The 17,071-nt window shown below is 70.4% G+C and carries 11 protein-coding genes; 5 read left to right on the plus strand and 6 right to left on the minus strand.

Annotation, left to right across the window (positions count from 1 at the left end; all coding sequences use genetic code 11):
• Positions 1-25: 25 nt before the first annotated feature.
• The 5 genes from M5D76_RS08300 to M5D76_RS08320 form a co-directional block, all read right to left on the minus strand.
• Positions 26-3,526: an FtsX-like permease family protein gene (locus M5D76_RS08300; protein WP_248922917.1), complete on the minus strand. Its 3,501-nt coding sequence runs from the start codon at positions 3,524-3,526 to the stop codon at positions 26-28.
• Between the two features lie 131 nt (positions 3,527-3,657).
• Positions 3,658-5,088, minus strand: coding sequence for a chloride channel protein (locus M5D76_RS08305; RefSeq protein ID WP_248922918.1), 1,431 nt, complete (start codon positions 5,086-5,088; stop codon positions 3,658-3,660).
• A gap of 51 nt (positions 5,089-5,139) precedes the next feature.
• Positions 5,140-6,354: an ABC transporter permease gene (locus M5D76_RS08310; RefSeq protein WP_248922919.1), complete on the minus strand. Its 1,215-nt coding sequence runs from the start codon at positions 6,352-6,354 to the stop codon at positions 5,140-5,142.
• On the minus strand, positions 6,351-7,079 hold the full coding sequence (locus M5D76_RS08315) for an ABC transporter ATP-binding protein (RefSeq protein ID WP_248922920.1): 729 nt from the start codon (positions 7,077-7,079) through the stop codon (positions 6,351-6,353). Before M5D76_RS08315 ends, M5D76_RS08310 begins: the two co-directional genes overlap by 4 nt.
• A gap of 1 nt (position 7,080) precedes the next feature.
• On the minus strand, positions 7,081-8,874 hold the full coding sequence (locus M5D76_RS08320) for an efflux RND transporter periplasmic adaptor subunit (RefSeq protein ID WP_248922921.1): 1,794 nt from the start codon (positions 8,872-8,874) through the stop codon (positions 7,081-7,083).
• Positions 8,875-9,056: 182 nt separating this feature from the next.
• On the opposite strand from M5D76_RS08320, the gene M5D76_RS08325 reads away from it, so the two are divergent.
• From M5D76_RS08325 to M5D76_RS08345, 5 genes are read left to right on the plus strand one after another with little or no spacing between them, the layout of a single operon-like run.
• Positions 9,057-10,145 carry a DUF389 domain-containing protein gene (locus M5D76_RS08325; protein WP_248922922.1) on the plus strand — a complete coding sequence of 363 codons (1,089 nt, stop codon included), beginning with the start codon at positions 9,057-9,059 and terminating at the stop codon, positions 10,143-10,145.
• A gap of 42 nt (positions 10,146-10,187) precedes the next feature.
• Positions 10,188-10,727 (plus strand): hypothetical protein, encoded by a 540-nt coding sequence (locus M5D76_RS08330; RefSeq protein WP_248922923.1) that lies wholly within the window; start codon positions 10,188-10,190, stop codon positions 10,725-10,727.
• Position 10,728: 1 nt separating this feature from the next.
• The gene (locus tag M5D76_RS08335; RefSeq protein WP_248922924.1) at positions 10,729-12,900 is read left to right on the plus strand and encodes an NHLP family bacteriocin export ABC transporter peptidase/permease/ATPase subunit; all 2,172 of its coding nucleotides are present in this window, start codon (positions 10,729-10,731) and stop codon (positions 12,898-12,900) included.
• Positions 12,901-12,924: 24 nt separating this feature from the next.
• Entirely contained in the window at positions 12,925-15,111 is a 2,187-nt protein-coding gene (locus M5D76_RS08340) for an ATP-binding cassette domain-containing protein (RefSeq protein WP_248922925.1), read from the plus strand.
• A 23-nt stretch (positions 15,112-15,134) separates the two neighbouring features.
• Positions 15,135-16,328 (plus strand): hypothetical protein, encoded by a 1,194-nt coding sequence (locus M5D76_RS08345; protein WP_248922926.1) that lies wholly within the window; start codon positions 15,135-15,137, stop codon positions 16,326-16,328.
• Between the two features lie 42 nt (positions 16,329-16,370).
• Here M5D76_RS08345 and M5D76_RS08350 read toward each other — a convergent pair whose 3' ends face one another.
• The gene (locus M5D76_RS08350) at positions 16,371-17,048 is read right to left on the minus strand and encodes a copper homeostasis protein CutC (RefSeq protein ID WP_248922927.1); all 678 of its coding nucleotides are present in this window, start codon (positions 17,046-17,048) and stop codon (positions 16,371-16,373) included.
• Positions 17,049-17,071 lie beyond the last annotated feature (23 nt).

Consider the following 17,071-nt stretch of genomic DNA (forward strand, 5'->3'; position numbering starts at 1 on the left):
ACCGCGCACGCGCGCCTCGCGCGAACTAGAAGCGGTTGATGTCGGTGAGGTCGAAGCGCGGGATGCGTCGCAGCGACATCAGCAGCACGCCCATCGAGAACGCGAACGTGGCCACGGCACCGCCGACGGCGGCCATCAGGCTGAAGTCCTTCAGGAAGAAGGCGACCTCGGGCTCAAGCGCCTGCGTGGCGATCGAGCCCATGAACGAGCCGAAGACGATGCCGACCACGATGCCCAGCACCGTGAGCGCGATCGAGTCGCGGTAGATGTAGGCCTTGGCCTCGCGCACCGAGTAGCCGCAGATCATGAGCACGATCAGCTCGCGCTTCTTCTCGCTCACGAACATGTTGTAGAGGTTGAGCAGCACCATGAACGCCATGAGCGCCGACAGCAGCAGGTAGACCTTCACGACGGTGTCGAGAAGAGACTTCATCTGGCCGAAGCCGTATTCGGCAAGGCCACGGTCGTCCTCGATCGACTGGAACCCCTTGACGCCGGAGAGCGCGCCCTGGAGCTGCGTGACGTCCTGCCCCTCGCGGTCCGTCAGGAAGCAGTTCGTGCGGGCCTCGCTGCCGAAGGCCTCGCGGTACGCGCTCGCCGAGAGGACGAACTCGTTGCGCATGAGGTAGGAGTCGTAGATGCCGGCGACCTTGAGCTCGCGGCTCTTGCCCGTCGCCTCGAGCAGCTCGACGGTGTCGCCCACGGCAATGCCGTTGTGCTCGGCGAACCCGACGCAGACCCACAGGCCGTCGTCGGCCGAGCGCCCGCCGTCCTCGCCGTCGCCATGCGAGCGCACCCGGTAGAAGCGGTCGAACACCGACTCGTTCATGGGCACGTACACCGTCGCGAACCCGCGCCCGCCGTCGGACTTGCGCACCTGCATGCCGCGGCGGTAGACCGGCACACCCGCGAGCCCCTGCTCGAACAGGGCGTTCTCGATCTCCTTGGGCGCCTCCCCCTCGGCCACGTCGCAGCAGACGATGGTGTCGAACGAGTAGACGTTCTCGTAGTGGGACGCGAGGCTGCGCGCAACGTCGTCGGAGAGCGTGAGCGCCGTGACGATGAGTCCCGTGCACCCGACGATGCCCACGAGCGTGCCGATCACGCGACGCTTGTCGTTCACGAGGTTGTTGACGATGGTCTGCGCGTAGAGCGACATCTTCGACCAGATGGCCCAGCGCTCGTAGAAGCGCCCGTGCGCCGAACCCTGGGGTCCGCCGGCCAGAAGCTCGACCGCCTCGCGCCTGAGGACGCCACGAATCGCGAACTGCGTCGACGCGAGGATCAGGGCGAGCTCGACGGCGCCCATGGCCACGAACTCGAGAAGGCTGAAGAACGGCGGGTAGGTGCCGATGTCGAACTGGCGGTTCACCGACGGGTTCATGATGGTCTGCACGAGCACGACCGACAGCACCGCGCCTATCGCGAGGCCCGCCGCCACGGCGATGCCCGAGAAGAGCAGGTATCCGTGGGAGACCTCCCGTGCGGTGAACCCGAGCGCCTTCTTGGTCCCGATCTGGACGACCTGCTCGTGCACGAGGCGCGCGACGGCCGAGTAGCAGACGAACAGGCCGACGAGCACGAACAGGAGCGCCATCGCCCAGCACGCGCTGTCGATCATCTTGGCCATCGTGAACACCGGGATCGCGCACGGCCCCTCGTTGCGCGTGAGGACGGCCCAGTCGAAGCGCTCCATCTTCGAGAGGCTCCGCTCGGCCGCCTCGACGTCCGGGCGGGCGCGCTCGAGCTCGCCGCCCTTCTCGTCCAGGGCCTTCCACCCCTCCTGGATGCGCTCGGCCCCGTCGGCAAGCTGGCCGCGCAGCGAGTCGAGCGTGCCTTGGCCCTCCGCGATCTGGCTCGTGCCGTCGGCCGTGCCCGCGGCGAGGGCGGCCTTGCGCTCGTAGTAGAGCGCCCACCCCTCACTGAGCTGCGTGCGCGCCGCGTCGAGCTGTTCGCGTGCCGAGAGGAGCGTGCCTCCCATGCGGTCAAGCGCCTCGGGGATGCCGATCATGGGGACGGTCTCGCCCTCCACGGTGACGCTCGCCGCGCCCACGACGCCGATGGCCTCGCGCGCCGTGCCCACGGCGCCCCGCGCGCTCGCGACAGTCGCCTCCGCGCCCTCCGGGGCGATGGGATAGGGCAGCTCGGGCGGCGACGGGATGTCGAGGGGCGAGCCGAGGGCGGAGGAGACGATCCAGGCCGACGCGGACATGACGGCCTCGGCGGTGCACACATTCGCGTACTCGACGAAGAACTCCTGGTAGCGTGCCGTGACCTGGCCCCACTGGGCGTCCTTCTCGGCGGCGGGCGCGTCGCGCCATGCCCCAAGCGCCGCGTCGAAGTCCGACAGGCGCCCCTCGAGCGCGTCGATGCGCGAGGACGCCTCGTTGTACCCCTCCATCATGGCGTCGTAGTACGGGCGCATGTCATCGAAGCCGGCCACCTGCGCGTCGAAGGCGGCCTGCTGCTTCTCGAGCGCCGCGCCCGCGGACTCGAGGTCATACTGGGAGGACAGAAGCGTCCGGTACGCATCGGCGAGTTGCTCTGCGCCCACGGCGCGCGTGTCGGCGAGCGTGAGCCGGGCGTCGAGCAGGGCGGCCTCGCCGCGGGCGAGCTCGCTGCGGCCGGCCGCAAGGTCCCTCTCGCCCGAGGAGAGGGTCTCGCGCAGCTCGTCCAGGGTGCGCGTCCCGTCGTCGAGCTGGCGGCGGGCGTCCTCGACCTTGTCACGGCTCTCGGCGTAGACCTTGTCGTAGCGCGCGGTCGCGCGCTCGGCGCTCAGGGCGTCCACGCGGTCGGCGATCTGGCGGACGCTCGCGACGTAGTCGTCGTGGAAGGTGTTGAGCGCCGCCAGCGAGTCGCAGCGGATGTAGGCGTTGGTGTAGGCGCCGAAGAGCTTGTCGGGGTCGAAGGCGCCCTTGGTCGTGAGGCCCGCGCACTCGACCGATCCCGACGTGGTGGGCGAGATGCCAAGCGCGCCGTTGTTGACGCCCAGGTACGACGGGTGCTGCACGAGGCCGACGACCTTGAGCCTGCCGGAGCGCATGCAGTCGGCTCCGGTCGTGCCCTGGCCGCGCTTGAGCTCGATGGTGTCCCCCACCGCGATGCCGGCGCGCCTCGCCCAGTGGCGCACGAGCGCGACCTCGTCGTCCGCCTCGGGCAGGCGTCCGTCAACCACCGTCGCGCGGTCCATGCGCTCGGTGAGCGACTGGAGCCTGATGACGATGTCGCCGGACGTGCCGGAGATGGTGGCGAAGGCGCTGTAGCCGCCCTCGACGTCGCTCACGCCCTCGACCTCGCGCAGGCGCGCGAGGTCCTCGTCGGTCAGGCCGTAGGGGAAGGCCACCTCGATGTCATGGGCGGACCCGGCCTCCATGGCGCCGTGGACGCCGAGGCGCATGGCCTCGCCGCCCCAGCGGATGCCGAGGAACACGGCTATGCCCAGGCCGACGAACATCGCGATGGACACGAACGCGACGAGGTTCACCCGGATGTTCGCGAGGGTCTCGAGTGCACGAGTGGGCTTCACGCGCACCACCCCTCTCGTCCTCACGCGCATACGCGCAGGTTGGCATTGGTGTGATTGTAGTATTCAAAGAGGCCGCGACGGGCGAGACGAGCGTGCCGTCCGACAGGCGCGCATCCACGTCTGCCAGCGCGTCACTCGCCCTCGCCCCGGCGCGGCGCGCCCACCGGGAGGACGGAGCCGACCACGGCCGCAAGGCCGCTCCACAGCACGCCCGAGACCGGAAAGCACAGCGCCAGGATCGCGATCGTGACCACGGGCTTTCGGGTGACGCCGGCCAGGTGCGCCGAGGTGGTGACCGTCACCGCGAGCATGGGGTCGCAGCCCGTGAGCGCCGCGAGGCCGAAGCCGGCGGCCACGCCCGAGAAGATGGACGGGAAGAAGGAGCCGCCCATCCACCCCATCGAGAGGCACATGGGCGTGGCGGCCGCCTTGGCGAGGCCGGTCGCGATGAGCACGGGAGCGCCCATGGCGGCCCAGCTCGCCATGAGCTCCTCGGACTGCACCTCGCCGGGGAAGAGCACGTAGGGCAGGACGCAGGCCACGGCTCCCAGGACGACGCCGCAGGCCACGGGCGGCAGGACGACCGAGGCCAGGCTCCTCTCGCCCGAGGGGGCGAGCGCCTTGGCGGCGTGCGAGAAGAGCCTCGCCGATCCGTGATGGACGATCGAGAGCGCCCAGCCGAGCGCGACGGCGGGCACGGCCCAGGCGAGCTCGACGCCATGCGCGCCGATCGCCTCGAAGCGGGGCAGCCCGCCCGAGGGCCCGAGCACGGCGCCCGTCGCCACGAGTCCGCCGAGGGCGCCGACCGCCGCGGCCGCGTAGAGCACGACCTTGGCGCCGCGGGCGAGCTCGAAGTCGTCGACGGCGGAGTCGGGCTCGGCGGGGATCGCGGCCTCGGGGTCGGTCGGGGCGTGGCCGCCCTCGACGCCGCACACGATGCCCGCGAGCGGCGTGGCGAAGATCGCGGACACGCAGGCGGCGATGGTCACGTCGGCCACGACCGCCACGCGCAGGCCGGCGGCCTTGAGCCGGTCGCGCACCCAGCAGCAGGCCGACGTGATGATGCCCGTGAGCCCGGCCTCGAAGCCGACCGACCCGCCGAAGGCAAGCGGCAGCAAAAACGACACCGTGGGCCTGAGGAGGCCGCGCATCCTGAACGAGCCCGTGCGGCGGAACTCGCCCATGACCTCCTCGAGCGAGTGGACGCGGTCTGCCGACCACCAGGCCCAGAGCCCGATGACGAGGCCGCCGACCGTGCAGGCGAGAAGGGCGAACCACGGGACCGGAAGAAGCGAGGCCGCGCCCTTCCAGACAAGATCGGTGACGGCGGTCGTCGCGCGAAGAAGGAGCGACACGACGACGCCCACCGCGAGGCCGCAGGCGAGCGCGAGGACGACCATGCCGAGTCGCGAGGACATGACGTCGATGGCCCCCGTGGCGCCCGCGACCTCGCGGACGAGCGCTCTTCTCGGCCGAGGGGACGTCTGCGGCATGGCGGCAGGCTCGGCGTCGGCGCTCGCGGCGCCGGTGCGGCGCCGCGGTCGCGAGCGAGCGCGGCGCATGCGGGATCGATCCGTGGTCTCTCTCGTCATCCGCCTGGTCACGCGTCTCCCCTATCTGCCGCGCAAGGCCTCGGCCGCGTCGATGCGCGCGGCGCGACGGGCGGGGCCGGACGAGAACACGAGGCCGATGAAGAGGCAGATGCCGAGCACGAGCGCAATCCCGCCGATGCCGATGGTTGGCACGATCAGCATGCCCGAATCGGGCGCGACGAGGCCGCTGATGACGGAGACGAGCAGATTGGCCCCGATAAGGCCGATGAGCGCGCCGATGAGGCCGGCCGAGAGCGTGAGGGCCAGCGCCTCGAGGACGACCTGGCAGGCGACGTCCGCGCGCGTCGCGCCGAGGGCGCGGCGCCAGGCGAACTCGTCCCTGCGCTCCGCGACGATCGCGCGCATCAGGTACATGACGGAGACGCCGCCGAGCACCAGCGTCAGCGACGAGCTGACGACCATGAGCGTCATGAGAATCCGCGAGACGTAGTCGAAGCGGTCGACGTCGGCCTGCGTGGTGGAGGCCACCACCTCCCAGGCGCGACTCTCGTCGGGAATCTGGAGGCGCGCGGCGAGCCAGTCTTCCGCGGCGTCGGCCGCCTCGCTTACGTCGACGCCCTCGCGGACGACCGCGCGGGCCTCGTCGACCTTCGAGCCCCTGCCGAGCTGCTGCGTGAGGGTCTCGAACGGCACGAGGGCGCGGCCGAGCCCCGGCAGAGACGAGCCCCCGATCGGGGCGATGCCGATGACCTCGAGGTCGACGCCCCCGACGCTGACGCTCCTGCCGATGGCGTCGGCGCCATCGCCGCCGAGCAGGTCGCGCGCGCTGACCTCGTCGAGCACGACGACCGCCGCGCCCGACTGCGCCTCGCTGCGCGTGAAGAACCTGCCGTGCGCGGCCTTGACGCCGAGCAGCGTGAACGCCTCGGAGTCGCAGCCGACGAGCATGACGTTGGTGACCCTGTCCTGGCAGGCCATCATCTGGACGGTGCTGCTCGAGGGCGAGACGGTCTCGAAGTAGCCCGAGAGCTCGCGCCCCATCGCGCGGACGTCCGACGCGCCCATGCCGCCCTCAAAGGCGGTGGACACGCTGACGAGGCGCGCGCGAGACTGCGCCGCCTTGCCCACATAGGCCTCGCGGACGCCACCGAGCACGGAGGCCAGGCCGACCACGGCGGCGATGCAGAGCACGATCCCCAGCACGGCCATGGCGCCGCGCGTGCGCCCGGGGCGAATCGACCGCAGCGCCTCGGATGCGGTGTCGACGAGCCTCATGAGCTCCCCCTCTCGCCCGCGCCCTCGCCCGAGGCGAGCGGCACCCTCCCGGCGAGCCTCCCGTCGCCGGACAGGCGCACGCGGCGGTCGCATCGCACGGCGACCTCCTCGTCACACGTCGCAACGACGACGGTCGCCCCCGCGTCGCACAGGCGCACGAGGGCCTCGAGCACCATCTCCTCGTCCTCGCGGCCAAGGCCTCTCGTCGGCTCGTCGGCGAGCACGACGGAAGGCTTGGAGGCCGCGGCCCGCGCGATGGCCACGCGACAGCGCTGCGACTGCGCGAGCTCCTCTGCGCGGACGTCGAAGCACGCGCTCGGAAGGCCCACGGCGAGAAGAGCCTCCTCCGCGAGGCGCAGGCGCTCGGCGCGCGCGACGCCGCCATAGGCGAGCGGGAGCGCGACGTTTTGAAGGACCGTCTCGTGGGGAAGCAGGCCGACGCGTGCCGACAGCAGACCCAGCCGCGTCGCGCGAAGGTGGGCGCAATCCGCGTCCGAGAGCGTCGCCGTGTCGAGCCCCTCGAGGCGATACGTGCCGAAGGTGGGCCGGTCGAGCAGGGCGAGCATCGAGACGAGCGTGGTCTTTCCCGACCCCGCAGGACCGATGACGCAGGCCATCTCGCCTCGCTCGACCTCGAGCGAGATGTCCGACACCCCGCGCACGAGGCCCGCCGCCGTCTCGAAGACGCGCGCGACCCCCTGCATGCTGATGACGGCGGCGCCCATGCTAGGACGCCTTGCCCGAAGTCGTCGCGCCGGTCACGGTCAAGGTCTGCGTGGCGCTCGCGTCACCAGAGGTGCCCTGCGAGGTCGTGGTTGCCTGCGCGCCGCCGCCCTGCGCGCCGGTCGACGCCGAGGTGGTGCTCGTCGTCGACGACTCGACCCCCTCGATGGGTGAGACGAGCACGAGCTCGCCCTCGCTGAGACCCTTCGAGATCGCGCACTGCGTGCTCGACCTGCCGGCAACGACGACCGACCTGTACTCGAGGGCGCCCTTGCCGGAGGCCGGGGGCACCATGACGTAGGAGTCGCCTCCCTTAACGACCACGGCCGTGGCCGGAACGAGGAGCGTGTCGGGGACGTCCTGGGTCCTGATGCTCACGTCGGCGCTCATGCCCGGCTTCACGCGCTCGTCGCCCTTCGTGATGGTCACCTCCACCTGATAGGAGACTGGGTCCGAGGTGGCGACCGAGCCCGCCAAGGCAAGCGTCGTCGAGGTGGTCGCGACCTTGGTCACCTTGCCGTCGAGAGTGACGCCGGGCAGCGCCGGGAGGGTCACGGTAACGCTCTGCCCGTTCTTGATCGCCGCGACGTCGGCCTCGCCGACCTCGACGTCGACGCAGAGGGAGTTGGTGTCGATGACCTGGCAGAGCGCCCCGGTGCCGGCAAGCCCTCCCACGGACGCGCCGACCTTCGTGGTGACCGACGTCACCGTGCCGGCATTCGGCGCGCGCACGACGAGCTTGTTGCCCTCGGCGACGGCGGCGTCGTAGTAGCGCTGCGCCTCCGTGAGGCTGAGGTTCACGTCATTGGCCGCCGACTGTGCCGCGGCGATGGCATCGGTGTAGATCGTGTGGTCGAAGGTCCCCGGGTCCGGGATGTAGACCGCGTTGTACGCGTCGTTGTAGGCCTCCTGTGCGTAGTCTCGCGCCTGCGAGAGGAGGCTGTTGCGCTCGGCGGACGTGGCCGTCGCGGGGATCTCCGCGACGGCCTCGTTGTAGGCCTGCTGGTAGGCGGCATCGGCGTCCGCCTCGGCCTGGGAGATCGCGTTGTTGCGAGCCGCGACCTCGGCGTTGTAGTCGCTCACGGCCTGATCGTAGTCGCGCTGCGCGTTCGCCACGCTCATGTTGGCAGCGTTCGCGTCGTTCCGGGCGCGCTCGAGGGCCGTCCCCGCCGAGTCGACGCCGCGCGAGACGTCGTCGCTCTTGAGCACGAACAGCTCGTCGCCGGCCTCAACGTGCTGGCCCTCGCTCGCCTTGACCTCCTGGACGGTGCCCGCGACCTCGGCCACAACGTCCACGTTGCGCGCGGACGCGATCTTGGCGCTCGCCTGGACGTCGCCGACCAGGTCGCCGCGCTCGACCGCGATCGTCTCAGACTGGGTCGAGGTGCCCGTCGAGCCCCTTCCCAGGATGCTCGAGACCACGAGCGCGATCACGATTGCCGCGAGCGCGGCCGCGCCGATCGCGATCCTGATGGTGCGGGCGCGGCGGTCGCGGGCGTGGCGCTCCTCGAGCGCCGCCGCGGCCGCCTGCATCTCGGGGTCGTCGCCAAGCAGCGCGACAGGCTCGGCCTGCGCGGTCGCGTCCGAGGGCCCCTCGAGCCGCGTCGTGGGCTCTTCTCCGCCGTCGCCGCCGCCCAGGTCGGGCATGGGCTTCAGGGCGTTGGTTCTCGATGCGCCCGCCCCCTCGCCCTCGTCACCCAGGACGGGGCGGGGCGGCCTCGCTCCGGGCGCCGTGGGCTCCTGAGCCTCACCTGCGGACATCACTTCGTTCTGGTCGACCCTGTCTTCGTCTGACATAGGTGCCCCCCGTCGTCTGAGCGCGATTCATAGGAGAATCTTATAGCCCCGGCGCGGCCGTCAGGCGCTTGCACAGTCCGAACGAGGCGCACTTCCTGCCGAAAGGCAGACGCGCGACGCACGCAAGGCGGCCGTCGCACTACCATAGGCCACTGCAGACCACGACAAGGCGGGACCTACCTATGGTGAGAGAGAGAGTCAAGGCCATATCGCAGCGCTTCCTCAACGTCCGCAAGGGCCGTGCGCGCTACACCCAGATACACGAGCGCGTCCGCGAGGGCGCCGCGATTGACGGCATGCACATCTGCCAGCTCATCGCGGCCATGATCATCGCCTCTATCGGCCTCAACCTCGACTCAACCGAGGCCGTCATCGGCGCGATGCTCATCTGCCCGCTCATGGGCACCGTCGTCGCCATCGCCTACTCCGTCGCGACGGCCAACCTCTCGTTCCTTCGCGAGGCCATCTCGAAGCTGATCTTCCAGTTCATCGTCTGCCTCATCACCTCGACCCTCTACTTCCTCGTCTCCCCGCTCGGCATCACGACCTCCGAGCTCACGACCAACTCGACAGCCACGGTCTGGGACGCAGTCATCGCCATCACGGGCGGATTTGCCGGCGCCCTCGGCACATCGCGCAAGTCCGAGCCGTCGGTCCTGCTCGCCGGCGTCGCCGTCGCGACCTCGCTCATGCCGCCCCTGTGCGCCACGGGCTTCGGCATCGCCTCGGGCGACTTCCGCCTCGCCCTCGCCGCGGCCTACGAGTTCGTCATCAACGTCGCCTTCATCGCCATCGGCGCCGAGATCGTCTTCCTCATCCTGCGCATCCCGCCGATGCGCGAGAAGGACGGCAAGGTCACCCTCACCCTCGACGACATGGAGGCGGCCGAGAAGAGCAGCGGCCTTCTTCGCACCGTCCTCGTGATAGCGTCTCTCGTCATCGCCGTGCCCAGCCTCGCCATCTCCGCCCGCCACATCGAGAAGTCGCAGTCCGCCCAGAGCGGCACCGTCGAGAAGAAGGACGCCTACGAGACGCAGATGACCTCGGAGGAGCTCAAAATCCTCAACCCCAACGTCACGTCCTACCGCGTGGGGGTCGAAAACGAGTACAACAGCGAAACGAGCCACGTCGAGCAGCGGACAGTCGCTATCGTAGGCTCAAAGTCGAACCTCAGCGATTCTGACAGGCAGAGCGCCGAGCAGCTCATCCGCCTTCACGTCGAGAACGTCGACCGGGTGGAGTTCGTCCTCGACGAGAAGTCGGGAACGTAGGCGCCGCGCGCTCGCCGGGCACCAAAGAGAGGGGTGACGCACGTGGCCACATCATCGGACAGGCAGGGGTCGCTGGGCAGGCAGATGTTCAGGGAGTCCGCGCTCAAGAAGATGAACTCCGCCGAGGACCTCGACGCGTACCTGCGCCTCGTGAACCCGTCTGCATGGGTCCTCGCGGGGGCCGTCGCCTGCCTGCTCGTCGCCGCGGCCATCTGGGCCTGCACGGCCTCCCTGCCCATTCGCTACTCCACCACCGGCGTCATCAAGGACGGCCAGATCGTCTCCTTCCTGCCGGGCAGCGACGGCACGCGCGCGACCGCCGCCAGCGACGTGAGCGTCGCCGGCCACGCGTCCACCATCGCCTCGATCGACGAGGAGCCCTACTCCCAGCGCGAGGTCGAGGCCGTCATCGGCAGCGACTACACCGTGGCCTCGCTGGGCCTCTCGCAGTGGAGCTACAAGGTGGTCGTGAACGTGCCCGACGAGATGAGGTCCTGGGACGAGGGGGACGACGTACCCGTGACCGTGACGACGCGCACGGTGACCCCCATGGCCTTCCTCCTTGGCATGGAGCGCAGCTAGCATGGCACGCCGCGTGAGGGGCGTCCCCCAGGTCATGCAGATGGAGGCGACGGAGTGCGGCGCCGCCTGCCTTGCCATGATCCTCGCCCACTACGGGTGCTGGCTTCCCCTCGAGGAGGTCCGCGGCGCCTGCGGCGTCTCGCGCGACGGCAGCAAGGCCTCCAACATCCTGCGCGCCGCGCGCGGATACGGCCTCGAGGCCGACGGCTACATGTTCGACCTCGAGGGCATCCTCGACAACGACCAGCTCCCCTGCATCATCTACTGGAACTTCCGCCACTTCGTCGTGCTCACGGGCTTCTCGAGAAACGGCAGGTGGGCCTACCTCAACGATCCCTCCAAGGGCCAGATCAAGGTTCCGATCGAGCAGTTCGACGAGTCCTTCACCGGCATCGCGATGCTCATGCGCCCCACCGAGGCCTTCGAGCCCGGCGGCAGCGCCCCCTCGACCGTCGCCTTCCTGCGCGAGAGCATGCGCGGCATGGCGGCCCCCATCGCCTTCGTGGCCCTCGTGAGCGCCATCGTCTCGGTCATCGGGATCCTCAACTCGTCGATGGCGCGCGTCTTTCTCGACGGCGTCCTTGCGGGCGACGCCACCAACCAGCGCGCCCTCTACTACTTCACCGCCCTCATGGGCATCCTCGCCCTCCTCCAGACCGCGATGTCCTTCACGAGCGCCGTCCACCTGCTCAAGATGCGCGGCAAGTTCGAGGCCGTCGCCGCCTCGCGCTTCTTCTGGCACCTCCTGCACCTGCCCGTCGAGTTCTACGCGCAGCGATACATCGGCGACCTCCAGCAGCGGCAGGCCGCCAACGAGACGATCGCCATGACCGTCGTCCAGCAGCTCGCCCCGGCGCTTCTCAACTGCGTCCTCATCGTGCTCTACCTCGCCGTCATGCTCTTCTACAGCGTGCCGCTCGCGCTCGTGGGCATCAGCTGCGTCCTGCTCAACACCCTCGTCGCCCGCCACATCTCCAGGCGGCGCGTCAACGTCATGCGCCAGAAGGTCCGCGACACCGGGCGCCTCAGCGCCTCCACCGTCTCCGGCGTCGCCATGATCGAGACGATCAAGGCCTCCGGCGCCGAGGAGGGCTACTTCGAGCGCTGGAGCGGCATCCAGGCGCTCGTCAGCAACGGCCTGAGCCAATTCGCCCGCCTCAACTCCTACATGGGCGCCATCCCCGGCCTGCTCGTGCAGGTCGCGAACGTCCTCGTGCTCGCCGTCGGAGCCCTGCTGATCATGGCCGGCCACTTCACGGCCGGCATGCTCCTCGCCTTCCAGGGCCTGCTCCAGGCCTTCATGGCGCCCGTCGCCTCCCTCGTGAACCTCGGCCAGACCGTCCAGGAGACGCGCACCGAGATGGAGCGCGTCCAGGACGTCCTGAACTACAGGCCCGACGTCGGCGAGGCCGAGAAGGGCGGGCCCCGCGAGCATGACGGCGAGCTTCGCAAGCTCACGGGCGCCATCGACATACGCGACCTCACCTTCGGCTACTCCAGGCTCGAGCGACCCACGATCGAGGGGCTCGACCTCCACGTCGAGCCCGGCCAGTGGGTCGCCCTCGTGGGCAGCTCCGGCAGCGGCAAGTCCACGATCGCCAAGCTCGTGAGCGGCCTCTACCAGCCCTGGTCCGGCGAGATCCGCTTCGACGGCACGCCTGCCTCGGAGCTCCCCCTCGAGCAGTTGCGCGGCTCGGTCGCCGTCGTCGACCAGGACATCTCGATCTTCTCGGGAACCGTGAGGGACAACGTCTCGCTCTGGGACCGCTCCGTCGAGGACTTCGAGGTCATCATGGCCTGCCGCGACGCCGAGATGCACGACGAGATCCTCGCGCGCGAGGGCGGCTACCGCGGGCCCGTGCTGCCCGGCGGGCGCAACTTCTCGGGCGGTCAGCTCCAGCGCCTCGAAATTGCGCGCGTCCTCGCGCAGGACCCGACCATCGCGATCCTCGACGAGGCCACGAGCGCGCTCGACGCAAAGACCGAGCAGCGCGTCCTCGAGGCGATCCGCAGGCGCGAGATCACCTGCATCGTGGTCGCGCACCGGCTCTCGACGATCCGCGACTGCGACCAGATCGTCGTCCTCGACGGGGGACGCGTGGCCGAGCGCGGCACGCACGACGAGCTCATGGCAAAAGACGGCGTCTACGCCAGGTTGGTCAGAAGCGACTAGGGACAGGGACGGGACGAGAAGAGCATGAACTGGTTCGACGAACAGCTGGAGACGCGCAGACGCCTCGACGACGAGCAGGTCGCCGACGCGTTCGAGCGCATCGCCCGTGGCGTCGCGGGCGCCAAGAGGGCGCCGCGCCTGACGCTCGACAGCATCGCCGCCACCGACAGCGCGCTCGCCTCGGTCCTGCGCTACTTCGGGAAGGCCCCCGTCGAGATCCCCGCCTCGATCATCGACGCCGACGAGCGCATCGACTACCAGGTCCGCGCGAGCGGCCTCATGCGGCGCCCCGTGCGCCTCGAGGGCCCCTGGTGGAAGGACGCCGCTGGCGCCTACCTCGGACAGCTTGCCTCGGGCGAGCCCATCGCCATCATCCCGCTGGGCCTTCGCGGCTACGCCTACGTCGAGCCCGTCACGGGCCGCAAGGTCAACGTCAGCGCGCGGACGGCGACCGACATCCTCCCCGAGGCCCTCTGCTTCTATCGCACGCTCCCCAACGAGCGCCTCACGGCCACGGACCTGGTCAGGTTCATGCGCTCCTCGATGGGCGCTGGGGACTACCTGCGCGTCGCCTTCGCGACGCTCGTGGCCTCGCTCACGGGCATGATCATGCCGGTCGCCAACAACCTGCTGTTCGAGAACGTCATCCCCTCCTCCGACCCGGGGCTCCTCCTGCCGATCCTCGCGATGCTGCTCGGCTCGACCTTCGCGACGGCCCTCATAGGCGTCTCGCGCTCGATGCTGACCGCGCGCCTCTCGAGCAAGGTCTCGCAGACGCTGCAGGCCGCGCTCATGGCACGCATCCTGCAGCTGCCGCCCGCCTTCTTCAAGGGTCACGAGGCCGGCTCCATCGCGAGACGCGTCACAGACGCGCAGACCATCGTCGAGCTGCTCACGGGCCTCATCGTCACGAGCGGCCTTACCGCCGCCTTCTCCCTCGTCTACATCGCGCAGGTCAGCGTCTACGCGCCGTCGCTGCTCGGACCCACGCTCGCCATCGTCGGCGTCCAGCTCGCGATCGCCATCGTCTGCGCGCTCGCCCGCATGAGTCGCCAGCGCGAGATCATGAGACGCGGGCTCGAGGTCTCGGGCATGGTGCCGGCTCTTCTCGGCGGGATCAGCAAGATCAAGCTCGCGGGCGCCGAGAAGCGCGCGTTCGCGAAGTGGGCCGACGCGGAGGCGAGCTACCTCTCGGCCCAGTACGACCTGCCGCTGTGGCAGAAGGTCTCCGACAGCGTGCCGCCGCTCGTGGCGGCCTTCGGCGCCGTCGCGATCTATTGGTTCGCGGGCACGGGCGGCGTCAGCGTCGCGAACTTCATGGCGTTCAACGTCGCGTACGGGGCCATCTCGGCGGCCATGGTGACGCTGGCGGGCACGGGCGGGCAGCTTGCGAGGATCCAGTCGCTCTTCGACGCACTGCAGCCGATCCTCGACGCGGCGCCCGAGACGCATCGGGAGGGGCGCCAGGTCACGAGCCTGGGCGGCTCGATCGAGCTCTCGGGCGTGACCTTCCGCTACCAGGAGTCGCAGCCGCCCGTGCTCAGCGACCTCACGCTCAGGATCCGCTCCGGGGAGTACCTCGCCGTGGTGGGCGCCTCGGGCTCGGGCAAGTCGACGCTTCTGCGCCTGCTGCTGGGCTTCGAGACGCCCGAGCGCGGCGCCATCTACTACGGCGGCCAGGACATCTCCGACTTCGACGTGCGCAGCCTCAGGCGAAACATCGGCGTATGCCTGCAGAACGGCAGCCTCTTCGCGGGCACCATCCTCTCGAACATCACGCTGGCCAACCCGCGCGCCACCGTCGACGACGCGTGGGAGGCCGCCGAGCTGGCCGGCGTGGCCGACGACATCCGCCAGATGCCCATGGACATGCAGACGCTCGTGAGCGAGGGCTCGGGCGGCATCTCGGGCGGGCAGCGCCAGCGGATCCTCATCGCGCGGGCGGTCTGCGCCAAGCCCAGCATCCTCATGTTCGACGAGGCCACGAGCGCGCTCGACAACGTGACGCAGCGCCACGTGAGCGACTCGCTGGCGGGCCTCAAGTGCACGCGCATCGTCGTGGCGCACCGCCTGTCGACTATCCGGCTCGCCGACCGCATCGTCATGCTCGACGGAGGGCACATCGTGGAGGAGGGCACCTACGACGAGCTGATGGAGGCCGACGGCGCCTTCGCCGACCTGGTGAGGCGCCAGCGCCTCGAGGGCGTGTAGGCGCGAGCGCGAGGGAGGCGCGGGTGAGAAGGACGCTCATGCTCGAGGACGAGGCTCTTCTCGACTTCGAGGTCGACCTCGCCGCAGGCGAGGTGCGCGTGGTGGACGCGCCCGAGGAGGGCAGCCGCGCGCTTGAGGCGGCGGGGCTCGACGCGGGCGAGCTCGAGGACGACGTGAACGCGCTCGTGAGGTCGCGCACCCTCTCGGCGATGCGCCTCGACCTGGACCGCATCCTGGAGGGCTTCGGCGCCGAGGGGCGGCTCGAGCTCGTGCTGCGCGGAAGCGGCGCCTCGATGACCGACCACCTGTGGTACCGCGAGGTCGGCTCGGGCGTGCGCTGGGCCGACGTGAGCTTTCGCGGGCGCGACTGGGACGACGGTTTCCTGCGCTGCCTCGAGACCGGCGACTACGCACGCCTGCGCTCGTGCTCGCCCGACGTGCCCGACGTGACGTGCGCGGGGCACATACGCAAGGCGTGGTGGCGCCAGGGCGATGGCATCTACCTGCTGAAGGAGCCGCTGAGGGAGGACGGCGTCGACCTCGAGGGGGCTCTTCTCGCCTCGCGTCTCTGCGACCTGCTGTTCGGCCCGAGCGAGACCGGAGCCCTCGCCGTCTGTGAGCTGGGCGGCAGGCGGGTCTCGGCGAGCCCGCTTCTGCTCGGGCCCGACGAGGAGCTCGTGGGCGGCCGCAGGCTACGGAGGATGAGCAGCGTCGACGTCGGCGGCGAGGGCGAGAGCGCGAACGCGATGTCGGTGCTCGAGCGCACGATCACGGGATCCGGGGTGAGGGACGCCTCGGCCCACGTGGCGCGCACCCTGGCCCTGAGGAACCTGGTGATGCTCGCCGACTTCCACGAGGGCAACTACGGCATCATCCGCAACGTGGAGACCGGCGCGCGACGCGGGGCGCGGCCCTTCGACTTCGACCGGGCGCTGGGGTTCCCCTCCGACGCGATGTCGGTCGAGTGGCTGTGCGAGGCGCCCGAGCTCGCCCTCATGCTGTGCCTGGGCGTCTTCTCGAACCTGAAGACGACGTGGGACTGGGGCTGGTACGACGACGGCGTGCTGGAGGGCTTCGACGACGAGATCCGCGCCGCCTACGAGCCGCGCGCGAACCTGCTGCCCGCGAACTTCCCCGAGCTCGTGGCCAGGCTGTTCCTGACGCAGCGCGCCTACGTGCGCGACGTCGCCGAGGCGTGGAGGCAGACGCAGGCCTAGCGCGTCGGGAGCGGCGCGCCAGGGCGCCGGGACGCGAGGTCGCTAGGGCGCGATGCGCACGATGCGGGTGCCATGGGCCTCGCTCGCGCCGACCGCCTCGCAGACGCGTTCGACGTTCTCCCAGGTGACGCCCCCGCCGGGCATGACGGAGATGCGGCCGGCGGCGGCGCGGGTGAGGCCCTCCAGGTGTGGCAGGCACGACTCGATGAGGCGCGCGAGGTCGCCGCCGTGGGCCAGCACGCGCGAGAAGCCCGCGTCGGCAAGCCACGCGAGGGCAGCGGCCTGCCGGTCGGGCGAGATCTCGTCGAAGGCCATGTGGAAGGTCATGTCGAGCCCGGCCGCGGCGTGCGCGAGGCGCGCGGTCGCCTCCTCGTCGAGGGAGCGGTCGCGCACGCAGCCGAAGACCACGCCGTCCGCCCCGATCTCGCCGGCGAGCGCGATGGTGCGCTCCATGCGTGCCAGCTCGCCCTCGTCGTAGGCGAAGTCTCCCCCGCGCGGACGGACCATCACCATCGCGGTGGCACCCAGGCCGTGCGCGAGCGAGACGGCGCGGGCGATGACGTCCCGCGCAGGCGTCACGCCGCCGACCGAGAGGTCGTCGCAGAGCTCGACGCGGCTCGCGCCGGCGCGGATGGCGTCCTCCACGCCGACGAGGTTCTCTGCGCAGAACTCGAGCGTCAGGGCCGCAGGGGCCTGGGTCTGGGGACGAGCGTCAATCATGGCGAAGGCTCTTCTCGGATGGC

The organism is Olsenella intestinalis, assembly GCF_023276655.1.
GTDB lineage: Bacteria > Actinomycetota > Coriobacteriia > Coriobacteriales > Atopobiaceae > Olsenella_J > Olsenella_J intestinalis.